The 17644-nt window shown below is 45.4% G+C and carries 13 protein-coding genes and 1 other RNA gene; 6 read left to right on the top strand and 8 right to left on the bottom strand.

Going from position 1 to position 17644, the window contains the following annotated elements; translation table 11 throughout:
* Positions 1-284 precede the first annotated feature (284 nt).
* Positions 285-914 (bottom strand): TetR/AcrR family transcriptional regulator, encoded by a 630-nt coding sequence (locus LZZ85_RS20925; protein ID WP_237875313.1) that lies wholly within the window; start codon positions 912-914, stop codon positions 285-287.
* A 415-nt stretch (positions 915-1329) separates the two neighbouring features.
* On the opposite strand from LZZ85_RS20925, the gene LZZ85_RS20930 reads away from it, so the two are divergent.
* The gene (locus LZZ85_RS20930) at positions 1330-1578 is read left to right on the top strand and encodes a hypothetical protein (RefSeq protein ID WP_237875314.1); all 249 of its coding nucleotides are present in this window, start codon (positions 1330-1332) and stop codon (positions 1576-1578) included.
* Positions 1579-2100: 522 nt separating this feature from the next.
* Here LZZ85_RS20930 and ssrA read toward each other — a convergent pair.
* From ssrA to LZZ85_RS20950, 4 genes are all read right to left on the bottom strand, one after another.
* Positions 2101-2474, bottom strand: a transfer-messenger RNA (tmRNA) gene (ssrA, locus tag LZZ85_RS20935).
* Between the two features lie 104 nt (positions 2475-2578).
* Positions 2579-3964 (bottom strand): RIP metalloprotease RseP, encoded by a 1386-nt coding sequence (gene rseP / locus LZZ85_RS20940; RefSeq protein ID WP_237875315.1) that lies wholly within the window; start codon positions 3962-3964, stop codon positions 2579-2581.
* A gap of 219 nt (positions 3965-4183) precedes the next feature.
* Positions 4184-5350 (bottom strand): 1-deoxy-D-xylulose-5-phosphate reductoisomerase, encoded by a 1167-nt coding sequence (locus tag LZZ85_RS20945; protein ID WP_237875316.1) that lies wholly within the window; start codon positions 5348-5350, stop codon positions 4184-4186.
* A gap of 220 nt (positions 5351-5570) precedes the next feature.
* Complete coding sequence (locus tag LZZ85_RS20950; protein WP_237875317.1) at positions 5571-7073, bottom strand: GH3 auxin-responsive promoter family protein; 1503 nt, start codon at positions 7071-7073, stop codon at positions 5571-5573.
* A gap of 299 nt (positions 7074-7372) precedes the next feature.
* Between LZZ85_RS20950 and rplU the strand changes: the two genes are divergently transcribed.
* The 4 genes from rplU to LZZ85_RS20965 all read left to right on the top strand — a co-directional run bounded on the left by rplU (position 7373) and on the right by LZZ85_RS20965 (position 10732).
* Positions 7373-7672 (top strand): 50S ribosomal protein L21, encoded by a 300-nt coding sequence (gene rplU / locus LZZ85_RS20955; protein WP_237875318.1) that lies wholly within the window; start codon positions 7373-7375, stop codon positions 7670-7672.
* Between the two features lie 77 nt (positions 7673-7749).
* The gene (gene rpmA / locus LZZ85_RS20960) at positions 7750-8010 is read left to right on the top strand and encodes a 50S ribosomal protein L27 (RefSeq protein ID WP_237875319.1); all 261 of its coding nucleotides are present in this window, start codon (positions 7750-7752) and stop codon (positions 8008-8010) included.
* Positions 8011-8115: 105 nt separating this feature from the next.
* A complete protein-coding gene (locus LZZ85_RS28505; RefSeq protein ID WP_255724194.1) occupies positions 8116-8247 on the top strand; it encodes a hypothetical protein in 132 nt (43 codons plus the stop codon).
* 796 nt (positions 8248-9043) lie between these two features.
* Positions 9044-10732 carry a DNA polymerase/3'-5' exonuclease PolX gene (locus LZZ85_RS20965; protein ID WP_237875320.1) on the top strand — a complete coding sequence of 563 codons (1689 nt, stop codon included), beginning with the start codon at positions 9044-9046 and terminating at the stop codon, positions 10730-10732.
* 87 nt (positions 10733-10819) lie between these two features.
* Here the strand turns inward: LZZ85_RS20965 and LZZ85_RS28700 are convergent, their stop codons facing one another.
* The 3 genes from LZZ85_RS28700 to LZZ85_RS20980 are packed head-to-tail and all read right to left on the bottom strand — an operon-like array spanning position 10820 to position 16472.
* Positions 10820-14593 carry a sensor histidine kinase gene (locus LZZ85_RS28700; RefSeq protein WP_237875321.1) on the bottom strand — a complete coding sequence of 1258 codons (3774 nt, stop codon included), beginning with the start codon at positions 14591-14593 and terminating at the stop codon, positions 10820-10822.
* Positions 14590-15375 (bottom strand): nucleoside triphosphate pyrophosphohydrolase, encoded by a 786-nt coding sequence (gene mazG / locus LZZ85_RS20975; RefSeq protein ID WP_237875322.1) that lies wholly within the window; start codon positions 15373-15375, stop codon positions 14590-14592. The genes LZZ85_RS28700 and mazG overlap by 4 nt, the downstream gene beginning before the upstream one ends.
* 11 nt (positions 15376-15386) lie before the next feature.
* Positions 15387-16472 (bottom strand): DUF3667 domain-containing protein, encoded by a 1086-nt coding sequence (locus LZZ85_RS20980; protein ID WP_237875323.1) that lies wholly within the window; start codon positions 16470-16472, stop codon positions 15387-15389.
* A 225-nt stretch (positions 16473-16697) separates the two neighbouring features.
* On the opposite strand from LZZ85_RS20980, the gene LZZ85_RS20985 reads away from it, so the two are divergent.
* Positions 16698-17537: a hypothetical protein gene (locus LZZ85_RS20985; protein ID WP_237875324.1), complete on the top strand. Its 840-nt coding sequence runs from the start codon at positions 16698-16700 to the stop codon at positions 17535-17537.
* Positions 17538-17644: the final 107 nt, after the last annotated feature.

A 17644-nucleotide genomic window follows, 5' to 3' on the forward strand; every position in this document is an offset into this window, starting at 1 on the left:
CGTATGGCAGTCCTGGATATCAGCACCGTAGTGAGACCGAAGGGTGAATAATGCGTCTCTTCCGGAAACATTTCAGACAGTTTCAGTATGTATCGCAGAGATCTGCAAATTGCGATTTAAACTCCACATTAATAAGCCGTGAAATACTCAAACTGGATGATTTGGATCTGTCCGCATATTGAGCCACCACCACCAAAACCAATTCTTTTTCTACCGCAGTAAAACCGGTCGTGACCACTCCAAAGTGGATGCATATTCTATATTTTATTCCCCGCCAGACTAGCTCAGAGGGCTTCATAAGACTGATCAACCAGGAACGCAAGGGCCTCTTCAATTTCCTTTCTGCCTTCGGTACTGCCGAGATCTATTCCACAGAATGGTGCTCCATTAAAAGATCCGTGCAGGTTAAGGTAATAACTGCCTGCAATGATCACCGCCATGATCGACCGGTATTTCCTGGCCTTATCACCAAAAAACGGATCTGTTATATTCTCAAATATCTTTTCGCCACTCTCTTCCATCTTTTCGGCCATCTGTTTAAAGGCAGGCCTTCCATCGGCCAGTCCCCAGATCAGTATTTTCTGGAACTCCTTATTGCGATGTACATAATTAAAATGTTGCAGGACCATTTCCCTGGAAAATGCCTGACCACCATCCTTACTGTTTTTGGGCGAGTGCCGGGAGGCCGTAACCTGCCAAAAATCCTGGCGTTTCAGGTACTCATCAATAAGTTCATCCAGCCCACCGAAGTAGGTATATATCATCTTTTTGCTCAAGCCAGCCACCTCGGCAATATGGTTGATACCTAATGCCGCAAAGCCTGACTCGCTGACGATCTGGCCAACCGCGTCCAAAAACTTTTCCTTACTTCTTTCCGCATTCCGGATGCTGCCCGCTACTGTTTTTCGCTCCATCTATTTAATTGAATGGCCTAAGTTAAATTTTCAAAACAACAAATAAGATACCATTTGGTAACTTATTTTTCTATCTTTGCGTCCCGATTGTTTGCAGGGCGCTGATTGAGGTGTAATCCTATCTGAAAAGAATACAGGCTGATTGTACTTATCGTGCCCACGGTTAAAGTGTTTTCGCTACTTGGAACGGCAGTGATCAGGTGAACATCTAGTGATTCTATTCGACAATGCCCCCCTGAATGCAAGCCTGAGATCAGAGAATAACATCTATAAAGAACTACTTCACCGTATTGGCCGTGATGAACCCACCAATACGGGTGAAAGTTGGCTTGTTGAAAAAAAAGAGCCAGTAAAAAAACTGTTTCCTATTCGTTAAAGGTTTTCAATTAAACTAAAGACTATAACAAAGAACAGCATGAACAAAAATTCCTTTTCAAAAATGACCACAGATCAACTGCTTAAGAGAAGGTCAATCTTAAAAATATTGATCAACATGTGCCTGGTAGCTGCAGCAATACTGCTCTGCACGGTGATATACCTGATCATCGCCAAGCAGAAGTTCAATGTGCTGGTCTTCTTACCGCTATCGATGGGTAGTCTGGTCCTGGTCAATGTGAACACTCTGAACATGATCAAAAAAGAGTTGAAAGCGCGCGGGCTTTAGTTTGTTTGGGATCAGCATATACATGCGCTGAAAAAATTAAATTCTGAAGGCGGTGGATCTTTATCAATAAGGTGAATTATTTCATTGGGGTTAGTGATTAGAGAATCCGGGATATAGATGTGTATCCACCATCACGCATAAAGTGCATGGCCAGGTCGCTTTCGAAAACTGGGAAGGGTGTGCTGGTCCATCGCATCCAGAGTACCCTGTCGCAAACATTGTCGATAAACCGTCATATCCCGATGGAGGAATTTCTGGCGATCAGGCTTTATATCTAGTTATACGAATCTTAAAACGGCTATTGATTAGCAACAGTTTCTAGATCGTCTGGGCATCGACTAATACTAGCAGGTTGGCGCTTCACCTTTTCCTGTCAAACCGCATTAGCAATCACAAAATTTCTGTTTTTGTAGGGGAGTCATTAGAATCATTGGACTGCCAGGGATAGAGAACACCTTAAAACAAAAAAAGTCAAAATTAAAAACTCATATTTTGAATTTTTAATTTTGACTTTTTACTTATTTGTGGAGCTGAGGGGATTCGAACCCCTGTCCAAACACATTCTCCAAAAGCTTTCTACATGCTTATTTCATTATTGATTGTCGGCATTATGCAGGAAATGAACAAACCAACATAATACTTATCTGGATGGTCTTAAGCAATGGTCACAGACTTCCATTGCAGCAACCTGTTTTGTTTTTTAGTCGGCGGCGGGGAATGGTAACAGATCAACCGTCCCGGCGGCCCTAATGACTAACTAATCACTGATTAGGCAGCCATGGCATACTGAGTATTGCCATTTATTATTTTGAATATTCAGATTAGCGTGCTAATTATCCAACGCACGGCATGCTTACACCTTCAAAGATCTATGCTGTCAAAACCGGTACAGCCCCGGCCAAAGCCGAATGCAAAAGTAAAAATTAAAAATTAAAAAACCTCCCATAAGGGAGGTCTTCTCGAATATTAACTTTTTTACTTTTCAATTTTTACTTTTTACTTACCCTCTTCCCCATCCAAACCAATCATTCCCATTCGCATATAACATCAATCCCAGCAATAAGACCATACCCACCATCTGCGCATATTCCAGGAACTTTTCATTTGGCTTGCGGCCACTGATCATTTCATAGAGTGTGAACATAACGTGGCCGCCATCCAGTGCCGGGATCGGGAGCAGGTTCATGAAGGCAAGGATGATCGAGAGAAACGCTGTAATGTTCCAGAACGCTTCCCAACTCCAGGTGGTCGGGAATACAGAGCCGATCGCTTTAAAACCACCAACTCCTTTATAAGCACCTGTTTTAGGGTTCAGGATCATTTTGAACTGATCAATATATCCCTGCAACTTCTCCCCCGTCTTCATAACGCCGGCGGGAAATGCCGCGAAGAATCCGTACTTACGCGTTTCTGCGGTGTATACTCCAAGCTTTTCATATTGCTCATCCTTGAGGAACGGTAACCCGATCTTTCCTTCTCCATTTACACGGGAAACCAGCTGCAGCGTATCGCCGTTGCGGTCAACTGCAATAGTTACAGAGCCATTTTTATGCTTTGTGACGAGTGGTTCGATTTCATCATAGAACTGCACCGGTACAGAGTCAACTGCAATGATGCGATCCATTTCTTTCAGACCAGCCTGTTTCGCATAGGCTGAATCCAGTATCTTGACCTTTGAGTTGAACTCACCCACATAAGCAGGAATCCGCGCGTCCAGTAAACCGCCTTTTCTTTTTCTGCTTTCCACCAGTTTTTCGATCAGGTTGATCGGAAGTTTGAGGTCAACCTGCTTGCCATCGCGCTCCAGCACGATCTCTTTGCCAAGCAATACCTGGAGGCTGAGATTTTCAAGGTAATCGACAGGTTTACCGTTTACGGAGATGATCTTATCGCCATTCCGCAGACCGATCTGGTTCATCAGGGTATCCTGCGTCCAGATACCATACTTCAGCGATTTCATCGGCGTCTTTGTTTCACCCCAGATCATCAGTACAAAAGCGTAAACGACAAATGCTACCAATACGTTCATGATGATACCACCGAGCATGATGATCAGGCGCTGCCAGGCCGGCTTGCTTCGGAACTCGTATGGCTGCGCGGGTTGCTTCATCGCTTCTTTGTCCATGCTTTCATCGATCATGCCGGAGATCTTTACATAACCTCCAAGCGGTAGCCAGCCGATCCCGTAAGTTGTTTCGCCCACTTTCTTTTTCACCAGTGCAAACCAGGGATCAAAGAAGAGGAAGAATTTCTCTACGCGGCAGCCAAACCAACGGGCCGTAATGTAATGACCAAATTCATGAAGAACGATAAGGATAGATAAAGCCAGCAGCAACTGCCCTACCTGCACACTCACTGCCGCCCAATTAATAGCTAATAGCATCATATATTAAAATTCGTTAAGTCTTTGCTTAGTTCGCAAATATCCGGTAAATCAGACAGATTCAGGGAACCGTTCGTGAATTATTTGATTTCGTTAGCAAACCGGGCTGGGTAGCCGGAAGCCAACGGGTACAACAACCCGCAGCGGGCGCAACGTCCGCTGCCCCGGGATTGGTCTCGTGTGGATCGCGTCGGTTCGTTCCGCCGCGTTCCACTACGCTTTTTATAACTTGATGATATCGGCAGCATAGGTCCTGGCCTCTCCATCACTTTCGAAGTATTCTTCCAGTGTGGGATTCGCGATGAACGGGATCTTGTTCATGGTCTTCTCGATGACATCGGTCATATCGAGGAAGTTTACCCGGTTACGCAGGAATGCAAAGACAGCAACTTCATTAGCCGCATTCATTACCGCCGGCAGGTTACCGCCTTTGGCCAGTGCGTCGATAGCGAGACCCAGATTGCGGAACGTACGCAGGTCCGGCTCTTCGAAAGTCAGTGTATTGAATTTTTTAAAATCCAGGCGTGGGAATTCATTCGGGATCCTTTGGGGAAATGCCATCGCATACTGTATTGGCAGTTTCATATCGGGCAACCCCATTTGTGCTTTGATACTACCGTCTTCGAACTGCACCATGCTATGAATAATGCTTTGCGGATGCACCACCACCTGGATCTCATCCGGCTGAAGATTGAACAGCCATTTAGCTTCGATCATCTCCAGGCCTTTATTCATCAGTGTGGCTGAATCGACGGTGATCTTTGCCCCCATGCTCCAGTTAGGATGCTGCAGCGCGTGCTCACGCTTTACATTTACCAGATAGTTTGGTTTCTTTCCAAGGAAAGGGCCGCCGGAAGCGGTCAGGATCACCTTCTCGATCTTATTCCTTGACTCGCCGACAAGACACTGGAAAATGGCCGAGTGTTCTGAATCCACCGGGATCACAGGCACCCGGTGCTCTACCGCTTTCCTCATCACGATATCACCGGCAACAACCAGTGTTTCTTTATTCGCCAGCGCAACGGCCTTACTGTTTTCAATCGCCTTAAGCGTGGGTTTCAATCCTGCGTATCCAACGATCGCAGCCAGCATCAGGTCATATACATCCATCGCCGCCACTTCTTCCAGCGCACGTTCCCCGGCGAATACTTTGATATTTGTATTTGAGAGCGCCTGCTTCACTTTAGCGTATTTGCGCTCTTCGCCGATCACCACGATATTGGGATTGAACTTCAGCGATTGCTGGATCAGCAGTTCCTCGTTACCATGCGCCGTCAACACTTCGGCGGAAAACTTATCAGCGTTGGCCGCAATTACCTCCAGGGCCTGTGTTCCCACAGAACCTGTTGAACCAAAAATGGCAATGCGACGGATTGGTTGATCAGACATAGTAGTGTAAGGTATAAAAAGTTTTAAAGTTTAGGGGTTTAATAGTTCAATAGTTGGGGATAGTGGAGCGGTGCAGAAGGTTTGGTAGGTTTGAAAAGCCTGGTTGGTGAACGTTCATTTTTATCGGGATAGAAGAATCAGTCAGTTATTAAACGTATAAATAGTTTCAAACTCTATTTCCCAAACCTACCAAACCTTAAACTTTCAAACTTTTAAACTTTCAACTTCCCTCCCTCTTCCACTCCTGCAACTCCTCCGCAATCTTCCTGTCATTGCTGAGGCGGGGCACTTTGTTCTGGCCGCCAAGTTTACCTATCGATTTCATATAATCGATAAATCCGTTTTTGCGGATCCTGGTGATCTTAAGTGGTTCGAGAATGTTGCCGGCGATCAGGTCATCATAATAGACATTCTTCTGGCGAAGATTGTCGTCGAGTTTCTGGATGAACGCCTGCATGTTGGCGGGTTCCTGTTCAAATTCAATAAACCATTCATGGTAGGATTTACCGGCATCGCTGCTTACGAAAGGCGCTACAGTAAATTCAGTAACGCGGACATTTTCTTCATCAGCCGCGTGTTTCATTGCCTGTTCAACCTCTTCGCCGATGACGTGTTCGCCGAAGGCGGAAATAAAATGTTTGATCCTACCGGTAACAACGATCCTGTATGGGTTGGTGGATACAAAACGAATGGTATCGCCGATATTATATCCCCAGAGGCCTGCATTGCTGTTAACGATCAGGGCATAGTTCTCCCCTACTTTTACATCTCTGAGGGAAAGACGGGTGGGATTTTGATTAAAGATCTCTCCTGCAGGCACGAATTCGAAGAAGATGCCATCGTTTGTATTCAACAGCAGTCCTTCGGCTTTTAAGGTATCCTGGAAAGCGAAGAAGCCCTCACTGGCCGGATACAATTCCACGCAATCGACCTTGCGGCCGATACTTTCAAACAGGCGGGCTTTGTAGGGTTCAAAATTTACACCGCCCTGCATCATTACGCTGAAATTCGGGAACAGATCGCCGATCTTTTTCCCGCTGCGTCGCATCAGCTCATCAAAATACATCTGGATCCATGGTGGAATGCCGCTGATCAGTGTCATGTCCTTATTGATCGTTTCATCCACGATCTTATTCAGTTTGGTTTCCCAGTCTTCTATACAATTCGTTTCGTAAGAAGGCAATTGGTTTGACCTTAAGTAGGCAGGGATCTGGTGATTGGCGATACCGCTCAACCGGCCCGTAGGGATATCGGCCACTCGTTCCAGCACGGGTGAACCCGACAAAAAGATCAGCTTTCCATCAAAAAACCGGGTGTTTCCGGTTTCGGCCACATAGCAAAGCGCCGCATTCCGCGCGGTGCTGAAGTGATTGTCGACAGAATCTTTGGTGATGGGAATATATTTGGTTCCGCTGGTGGTGCCCGAAGTTTTGGCAAAGTACAGCGGCTTACCCTTCCATAATATATTATGCTTTCCTTCTTTGATCTGGTCTATATATGGCCTGATCTGTTCGTAATCCCTGATCGGGACGGCCTGTTTGTATTCCTCGTAGTTGGTGACCTTATCCAGTCCGGAATCTTTACCGAACTGTGTATTCCGGCCTGTTTTGATGAGCATTTTAAGGATGGCGTCCTGGTCCTGTATGGCGGTGGCCATTCCTTTCTGAATCTGCTTATATATATATGAAGCGAATGGCTTCGCTAGTAATGACTTGATTTTCAAAACACTAACTTTTATTGGATCAGATGACCCGGTTTTTCCAATGACAGTTGGTCCTTTCCTTCGTCCCGGATGATCTACATTTGCAGGCAACCCGGTGAAATTGAAACGCAAAGATAAAGGTTACGGTTAAGGCGGGCAAAACCTTGATTCGTTGACCGTTGTCCGTTGACCGTTAACCGTCTATAATCGATTTCCCTGATTTCCGGTGAACGGTCAACGGACAACGGTCAACAAATTGAAATTTTCCTTTTGGGAACATCACAATTTCCCCCTACCTTTGCGTCCCTAATTATAGATTTATGATAGCAGTAGTAAAAGTAGCCGGCCAGCAATTTAAGGTTGAAAAAGACCAGACTTTGTTCGTTCCTCGCGTTGAGGGTAATGCCGGGGATAAATTAAACCTGGAAGTTTTGTTGGTGGATGCCGATGGAAAACTGTCTATTGGTTCAACTGTTGGCGCGAAAGTGCAGGCAGAGATCGTTGATCAGGTGAAAGGTGATACCGTGATCGCGTACAAACAGAAAAGAAGAAAAGGCTTTCACAAAAAGAAAGGCCACCGTACTGCGTATACAAAAATCAAAGTAACAAGCATCGCATAATTAATTCCTAATAAGAGATTCCGAATTCCGGTGACATCTTATGTTGGAATTAGGAATAGCATTAAAAACTTTTAGCTATGGCACACAAGAAAGGTGAAGGTAGTGTAAAGAACGGCCGTGACTCACAAAGCAAACGTCTTGGCGTTAAGATCTTTGGTGGTCAACCTGCAATATCTGGTAACATCATCGTACGTCAGCGTGGTACAGAATACCATCCTGGTAAAAATGTTGGTGTTGGAAGAGACTTTACTCTCTTCGCATTGAATGATGGAATCGTTGAATTCCGTAAGGGAAAAAGCAACAGAACCTTCGTTTCTGTAACAATTGCAGAAGCCTGAGTTTGTTGATTGCCATTTTTTTGTGGAAAAAAATTTGGGTAGTATAAAATAATTATTATTTTTACTATCGATAACCCATTTTACTAAACATTAAATTCTACAAAAATGGCAACTAAAAAAGCAGCTAAAAAAGCAGCTCCTAAGAAAGCAGCAAAGAAAGCAGCTCCTAAAAAAGCAGCTAAAAAAGCAGCTCCTAAGAAGAAAGCGGCTAAGAAGAAAGCAGCTAAAAAGAAATAAGTTTAAAACTTATTCGATCTTAATACAGTCCTGGTCTAACGGCCGGGACTTTTTCGTGCCCGGATCTGAACGGGTAAAGATTGTTACTGATCTTGAACTGACCCGGACTGACAATGAAGATGCCGATGGCCAAACAAAATACGGATCAGGAACAAAGGTTGGGGATGGTCTACAAAATGGCTTGGGTTGAAATGTTCCGGATGAGCATCGCTCGCATAAACTTCTGGTGGCCCATCCACCTTAGCGAAGCGAAGAAGGGAACCTACGCCAGTCGCTCAAAAGATTTATCCCCTCAGTGTGTCAGCTTGTCACCATTTTTCACTGCCTAAAATCCCGTCGAACTTTGGACGGCCAAAGGACGACCAAGAGACGAACTAACGACGACCAACAACCCTTGTAAAAACATGCGAAGTTTGAGCCTGAATGATTATCATCAGTCAACACATCAGCTGCCTTCGCGTGCCAGAATGTCGTATCTAAGGAGCGTATATCGCCTCAAGGCGCGCTCACGTTTTTTCTGCCCGATCAGACAGCTATCGCTTACAAACTTGTAAGTGGACAAGTGATAATGCAAAAACTTTAAACTTTTAAACTATTAAACATTTAAACAACCATCCCACAACTTTTACACTTGTCCCCAAAATACCCGGGGAGTCTCAGCAGAGAATTTCAGCAGGAAATTCCTTTTCCATTCCATCCTTCCTTCTCATAATTTTGACCACAACAAAACAACCCAAGTTTCGATCAACAACAGTTGAACTGTTAAACCCCTAAACTTTTAAAACTGGTCCTTCCAATGGATAATGCCGCAATTGCCGACAACTTCACCCTCCTTTCCAAACTCATGGACATCCATGGAGAGAACTCCTTCAAAACAAAAACCTATTCCATCGCAGCCTATCATATCGAGAACCTTGATGTTCAGATAAAAGATACGCCGCGTGAAGACCTCTTCAGGCTGAAAGGGATCGGCGAAAGCATCGGCAATAAAGTGATCGAAATGCTGGATACCGGTAAACTTTCCGTTCTCCAGGAATATTTATTCAATACACCTCCGGGTGTGGTTGAACTGCTCAACATAAAAGGTATTGGACCGAAAAAGATCAACACTATCTGGAAGCAGATGGAAATAGAATCTGTCGGAGAGCTTCTTTATGCCTGCAATGAAAACCGTTTGACGCTTTTTAAAGGCTTTGGTGAAAAGACACAAAAGAACGTTCAGGAAGCGATCGAGTTCTATATGCTGAACCAGGGCAGCTTCCTTTACGCTCAATTAGAAGAGCTCTTTCCTCAGGTGGATGGTTATCTTAAAAAACTATTTGGCGCTGATAAAACGCATGTAACGGGCGCTTATCGCCGCCAGGAACTGACCATCGATGAACTGGAGTATATCGTACTTGATGAAACAGAGAATATCAAACCGAAGTTCCAATCGGCCCAGCCACCGGAACTGCTCGAAGACTCTTCCGCCACGCTTTTGTATAAGCTTAAGAATGGTTTAAAGCTGCGGCTGTATACGGGAGGAAAAGATCTGGCGGAACAATTATTCCTGACCAGTGGATCCGTCGGATTCATCGACGCATTTGAAGAACATTTTCCTTCCCGCAACTATGCCGGGACCGGTGCATTGAATGATGAAGCGATCTTTACGCGCGCAGGCCTGCCCTACATTCTTCCCTGTCTTCGCGAATCGGCAGCCATTATTGATACCGCTAAAGCAAACCAGCTCCCGGTGCTTATCCAGCCGGGTGATGTAAAAGGTGTGATCCACAATCACAGTACATGGAGTGATGGCGCGAATTCCATCGAAGAAATGGCAAAGGAATGTATCAGTAAGGGGTTTGAATACCTGGTAATGTCCGATCACTCCAAAGCTGCGGCTTATGCAAAAGGCTTATCAGAAGAGCGGATCAAAGAACAGCATGCACAGATAGACGAGCTGAATAAAAAACTGGCGCCGTTCCGGATCTTCAAAAGCATTGAGTGTGATATTCTGAATGACGGGAGCATGGACTATACTGATGATGTGCTGGCCAGCTTTGACCTTGTGATCGCGTCTGTGCACAGCAATCTGAAAATGACCGAAGAAAAAGCAATGGCGAGAGTTTTAAAAGCGATCAGCAACCCGTATACCACCATTCTCGGCCACCCGACGGGAAGACTTCTCCTCAGCCGTAAAGGCTATCCGCTGGATCATCAAAAACTCATCGATGCATGTGTGGAGCAACATGTGGTGGTGGAGATCAATGCTCACCCGCGGAGGCTTGATCTCGACTGGAAATGGATCCCTTATGCAATGGAAAAAGGAGCATTGCTGTCTGTGGATCCGGATGCGCACCATTTGGAAGGGTTTGCAGATATAAAGTATGGCGTGCTTGCAGGACAGAAAGGTGGATTGACAAAAGAGAGAAATCTGAGTAGTTTTAGTTTGAAGGAGTTTGAATCTTTTCTTGCAGAAAGAAAATTGAAAAAAGGATTGTTGTGAGATTATCGCAAAGGACGCTAAGTAACGCAAAGGTCGCAAAGGTTATGCTGGCGATCTCAGCGATACTTAGCGTCCTTTGCGACACTTCTACGACAATCCGCTTTTATTGATCACCGGTAATTCCACATGGAAGGTAGTCCCGAATCCCTTTTTCGTTTCAAACCAGATGCGCCCTCTCGCCTGCTCCACGATCCCTTTGCACATCGCAAGGCCGAGCCCGGTTCCGGAAGACTTTGTTGTAAAGTTTGGAATGAAGATCCGTGACTGCATCTCTTCCGCAATACCTTCCCCATTATCCTTAATGCTGATGCGGATCATATTTCCTTCCAGGGTTTCCATTACTTCAATGACAGAATGATCTTTTGAACCACGGGCTTCCACCGCATTTGCGAAAAGGTTGGTGAAGAGCCTGTTCATTTGTGTTTTATCGGCATGCGTCAGTATCTGCTGATGAACAGGATTCCAGATAAATTCAGTATTTGGGTCTGCACTGTAAAGTTCCTGAAGGGAACGCATCACGGTGTGCAGGTCAAATTCTTCGATATTCGTATTACTGATATTGGCAAACTGCGAGAAGTCAGCCGCGATCTTAGACAGGTGATCAATCTGCTCAACCAGTGTATTAGCCACACTGCTCGACAACTCTTTCACGTTCGGCTGGTTGTTATTAATGGCTTTTTGAAGATACTGGATACTGAGTTTCATCGGCGTCAGCGGGTTTTTGATCTCATGGGCAACCTGGCGGGCCATTTCGCGCCATGCTTCTTCCCTTTCAGTTTTCGCTAAAGCTGCGGCACTTGCTTCCAGCTTAGCCACCATCTTGTTATATTCTTTGACCAGGTCACCGATCTCATCGTCTCGGTTCCACTGGATCTCTTCGTTCATTTTGCTCAGGTTCACATCCTTCATCTTATTGCTGATGATAGAGAATGAGCGGGTGATCCGGTTGGTGATGTACAGCGCGATCAGACCCGCGATCAGCAGGATGAATGCGTTCAGGTTGATCACCGTCACGATAAAATTTGAGATCTCCAGATCCAGTTCAGGCTGCGAAGTGAAATAGGGAATGCCGATATAAGCATAGGCTTTGCCGTCCTGATCGCGCACAGGCGCATAACTACTGAGATAGGTATAGCTTGCTATCCTTTCTTCCTGCACATGCTGCACCTGGTTAAGCCTGTTCAGGCGATAAAACGCCGTAGGATCCATCTTCTTGCTCAATACGCCCTTATCATACACATTTGTCCCGGATGTGACCTGCAGATCACCATTAAGATCAAATACATTTACATCCACGCCATGGATCTGGGATACTTCCTCAACAAGACTTTCGATCGTGCGGCCCGTTGCAGAATCATTGATGACCACCATTCCCGTTTCAAGATCTTCCGGAGGTACCTGCCGCTCCACTTCAGCCACCATGATGTTCATCGTCTTGCTCAGTTTATCGCTGTTCGTCCTGTTGTACCTAGTTTTAAAGAAGTTGATCGTAGCGATCCCGATAATAATGAATGAGAATATGCTGACAAAGATGATCGTACTGTGGACCTGGTTCCGGATATTAAAATGAAAGAATCTCCGGAATCCCTCGGGATCATATACAGCTTTTACCAGCAGCGACAGGATCTGCACCACAAGGATCAGGAATAAGAAGGAACTGAAAATATAGGAGAACAGGGTGATCGCTTCAATCAATGTATCCTGCTTCCGCGCCATCACGACGATCCGCTGGTTATCCGCTTTGTACCAAAGCTCATCATAGTCGTCGCGCACAAACCGTGTCGTTTCTCCTGTAAGTTTTAACACCTGCTCATCCGAAAGCCATGTTACAAAGGGATACTTGTTGGAGAGCCTGATCAGTTTTTTCTGATTATAGACCGCATAAGAATAAATAGGGGAATTCTCCGGATCATCCTTCTTATTATGTTTGAAAAGTTCGGCGAGCAAAGCGTCGTCCGAAGAATAACGGGTTGGATTGGAGATAATGTAGAGGTAACCGATCGTTCGTCCTACTGAATCGGGAATGGTTTTTTGAGTAATGTAAGTGAACTGATCAAATGATCTTTCATAATAGTAAACACCCGGCATCCTTGTCGGATGTGATTGCTGTGTTACGATCGTCCTGATCGCTTCAAACCTGGTCGCATCCGGGTTGAACAATGGCGCGCCCGAAGAATCGTAGAAATACAGCATCGTTTCAAACTCGGAAGAATACCGGTTATAAAAAGATGAATTGATACTGTCACGCAGATCCTTGTTACTTGCACTGTCCCTTACCCGGTCAAAATTGGAGGAAAGAAAGTCATCGTCCAGGTAATTCAGCCCGATATTGATCATCCTGTCGATTGATTCGTTGGTCAGCAACGCAAGCCTGCCGGCAAAATACTTCCGTTTCTCCCATTCCACTTTCTTGTTCTCCACCAGCATGATGGCAGCTATAGATACAGAGAATACAAAGATCCAGAAGATGATACCGGCAATATTGATCCGGATCCTGTTCAGGATGATCCCTTCCCTGTTCACTAACCATGTATATAAAAGCAACCAGGCAAGTACAGGAATATAAAACAATACGGCAGGATCTCCGCTTTTAAGCGTAAGATAGACCAGGCCTGAAAAAGCGATGGCAAAATAGACCAGCCAGATCTCTCCTCTTAAAAAAGGAAAGATGATCCGGAATAAAAGCTGGGTGAAGTAGTAGTAAGAGAGTGTCAGTGTTGCCAGCACAAAGAAGCCCACGACCGTATACCGGTTCAGGCTCCAGAAGTTGGTAACGTCAAAAGAGATCTTTGAATCAGCCACAATACTTCTGATCACCGAGGAGATCAGGAAGGTGGAAAGGATCAGCATGACCAGTGAGAAAAAGCCGGTCAGCGTTTTTATCCATTGTGGCCATGGGCTTACAAGGCTTTCAAGGCGTTGGACCTTATACCAGATGAAAAGGACAAACCAGCAGAAGAATACTGAGTTCATCAGCAGATCACCGAGTGAACGTTGCACTGCCGTTGCACCATATACTGCAGGGTCGAACAACTCGAACTGGCGAAGATTCAGCAGGGACGGCACCAGGAAAATGACCACCCGGATGATGACCAGCGATGCTCCGAGGAACAGTACACCTTTCCAGAGCTTTTGCTGGGTAAGTGTTTCAGCGATCAGGTGAACAAACAGCAGCAGCAATAATAAACCGGTGAAACGAAGCAGGATCGTCAATGCATTGTTATAAGGAATGACGCCAATGTTTTTCTGATCGAAATAAAACAGCGGGCTGCCGGAAAGAGACTTTACCGGAAATCGGGTCACCTTGTTTTCTGCTAAAGAAACCCGTTGATCAGCTGTTTTACTGTACGCAAAATCTTCAGGAAGTTTCTCCGTTTCTAACCAGTAGGAATGTTTGAAGGGAATCATCGCATAAGCGACGATAGTGCCTGATTGTAAGCGGACCAGTTTCTTCACCAGTACGTAATAGCCATTCTCCGTTTTAACCGGCTCCACCGTCTCTCCTTCATGGAATGTATTGGACGGCGGCAATACGGAAGATGTATTCCAGAACTTCAGGACCAGCGTACTTGCATTGGTCAGTTTGTAAAGAAAGATGCCGTATGCTTTTGAGGTGATCGGATTGAGATCCGTGAGAGGTTCAGTATTTTCTGAGAGCCGGTGTAAAAGTGCGGTATCAGCGAGGAAAAGATCAAAGTCGGTTTGCTGTTCGTGTATGTATTTCTCGGCAGATCTTACTTCATCTGCCACCGACGATCTGTTTGTATAAATCTTGTTGAAGAAGAAAGACAGGGTAAACAGTAGAGCTGCCAGTACCAGCAGGCTATATCTTACCCGGTTATTTGAAAGTAGTGGCTTCACTGCGGCCGTTGCTTTTTAATGCTGTTCCAGATGGCATCCATTTCTTCAAGTGACATGGCAGCCAGGTCGTTACCCTGCTTCAGGGCTTCCTCTTCCATCTGGGTAAAGCGGTGGATGAATTTTTTATTGGTCCGTTCGAGGGCATTTTCGGCATCCACCTGCAAAAACCGTGCGTAATTGACGAGAGAAAAAACCAGGTCACCGAACTCCTCTTCCACTCTGTCCTGTTCACCCAGCCCGATCGCTTCTTTCAATTCCCCGATCTCTTCTTCCACTTTGTCCCAGACCTGTTCTTTCGTATCCCATTCAAACCCTACCTGTTTTGCTTTTTCCTGGAGGCGCATTGCTTTTACGGTTGCCGGCAGTGAGCGGGGAACTCCTCCCAGTACTGACGTCTTTCCTTCCTTCAGCTTAAGTTTTTCCCAGTTCCGTTTAACCTCTTCTTCATCCTTCACCTGCACATCACCATAGATATGCGGATGCCGGGAGATCAGTTTTTCACTTATTCCATCGATCACTTCCTGCAGCGAGAACTGCGCCTGTTCAGCACCGATTTTAGAATAGAATAGAATATGCAATAACAGATCGCCTAATTCCTCTTTGATCCCTTTCCAGTCAGTGTCGGTAATAGCATCGGCCAGTTCGAAAGTCTCCTCGATGGTCATCTGCCGGAGAGTATGGATGGTTTGCTTTTTATCCCAGGGGCATTTTTCCCTTAGCTCGTCCATGATCTTAACCAACCGTTGGAATGAGTCATTCAGTCCCGCACTATTTGCATCCATATTGAAAAGAGTTAAAGTTTAAAGACAGACACGATACCAAACACTGCCATCAGGAAAGCGATCATAATAAAACCAAGCAGGTTAAGCAAACAGAATTTCAGGAAAGTCTTGCCCCGTCCCTGTTTATAAAACCTGCGCATGGCCTTGTATGTATGAAAGGGCCACAGCAGCAGTGTAATAAAGATCAGGATGTCCCAGATACCCCAACCGCTTTTATTTTCCAGCCATCCGAGAAAAATACAGAGCAATAGAAAAATAAAACTGAAAACATAGTGGTGGATAGAAAAGATCCCATGGTCTGCATAATAATATTCCTTTCTCTTCCGCACATACAGCAGTTTTAAGATAAGTGCGAAAAGTGGCAGGGAAGCGAACAGCATATAAGGCATACTGTGCAGAAATATATCGATCAGTTTACGTCCTGCTTCTGCATTACCCAGTTCGCCGGACAATTTCAACACCTGGCGGTTCCAGAGAGCACGCATCCAGCTATCCTGTTTGGCAGGAGGTAAAGCGGCCTGTTTCGCGTCGTATTCGGTTACGGTTGTAGCATCTGTGGAGGTAGGCATTCTCGTTCTTACACGCCCCTCCCGCGATTTTTCAATATCATCAAGCATGCGTTGCGTTACCACGAGGGAAGAATCGAGCAGCAGAAATTTCTGCCTGATCCGTGGAGAATCATTCGGTACCGTTTCCAGTTTCTCATCCAGGCGTGTCACTTTCTTTTTCCGCTCGCTCCAGCTCAGCGGCTGATCCCTGGAAGAGCCGGAGATCTTTTCCGGCGCTTTGGTGGCAAAAAACGCAAGAAAGAAGAGTGCCGATGTAAACACATACATTCTCACCGGGTTAAGATAGCTCATCCGTTTGCCTTTCATGTATTCGGCGGACAAAAAGCCGGGTTTAAAGAGCAGATCCTTTAAAGTGGTAAAAAACTTACCGTCGAAGTGGGTGATATCGTTGAAAAAGTGGGTGAACATCGTCCAGAAGTTCTCCTTCGGCTCGATATTCTCCTGGCCACAGACCTGGCAGTATTTGCCCAGTACCGTTGTGCCACAGTTAAGGCAGTTCTTCTCTTTGCGTTCGTGGCCGTGCGACATGTAAATTTTTCGCTAAAAATAAGTACAAAGAGCCAAGTAAAAGACTGTTTTTCCGATGGTAATGAAATTTTTTGAGGAGTCTGCCGTTAAAGGCAATTGAGTTAAATTTGCGGTGCGGTGACCCAGCCTTCTCCGGCTGCCAGAGCGGAGCGAAGAAAGGCGCCCGATCTTCGGCATTCAGCGCAGGCAGATCAAGGCCACTAACCCGAAAAACACAAATATTACATGAAAAAATACCTTATTCTCCTCTCCTTTTTCTTCTCTGTTCAATCCTTTGGCCAGTTCTACTACAAAGATCTTGTAGATGCTGTGGCGAACACAGAGAAAATGAAAGTGTATCTGGCGAATAAAGTATCGACAGTGACGGCTACAGGATTTGACGCCCGTGGCGCCAAATCGCCCGACTATTACGAACTACAGGAAGTATTCCCGGGCAAAAGCCTCCTGAAAGTGAGCACCCGCAATGGTCAGTCTGTTGTACGCATATATTACCGTTTTGATCCGGAAGGGCGGCTTGCGTCTATTTCGGATTCCACCAACGGCATAAAAAGCCGTACCAGCTACCAGTATACCGGCAATAACCTCACTTCTGTCAAAACAGAATCAAGAGATTCTTTGAACGACTTCACTTCCGTGGAAGAACATGTTTGGATATACAATACAGCGGGCAAACCGGAAAAAATGTTCAAGATCGTTAACAGGAAAGACAGTACAGAATACAGCTTTTCGATTGACGAAAAGGGAAATGTAACGGACGAACAGCTTGTCAAACGCGGCGTCAAAGTAGGCGACCCCGTGTATTATTATTACGATGAGGAAAACATGCTGACAGATATCGCACGCTACAGCAAACGCGCGAAGAAAATCCTTCCGGATTTTATGTTTGAGTATGACGAACAGAACAGAGTAATTCAAAAGATCACCACACTCTCCACGCTACGCCCGGACTATCTCACATGGCGTTATATTTTCAATGAAAAAGGCTTGAAAACAAAAGAGGCTTTATTTAACAAACAAAAAGAACTGACAGGGAAAATCGAGTACACATACAATTTTCAGCCTTGAGATCCAGCTTTTGCCTGCCTAAAATTTAATACTCCTGCGCATAGGGGTAGATGTATGCACTCTTGTAAATAGAGTGCATGCAACGGCAATCATCCTTCCGAACCGGT

The organism is Terrimonas ginsenosidimutans (assembly GCF_022012415.1).
GTDB classification, from domain to species: domain Bacteria; phylum Bacteroidota; class Bacteroidia; order Chitinophagales; family Chitinophagaceae; genus Terrimonas_A; species Terrimonas_A ginsenosidimutans.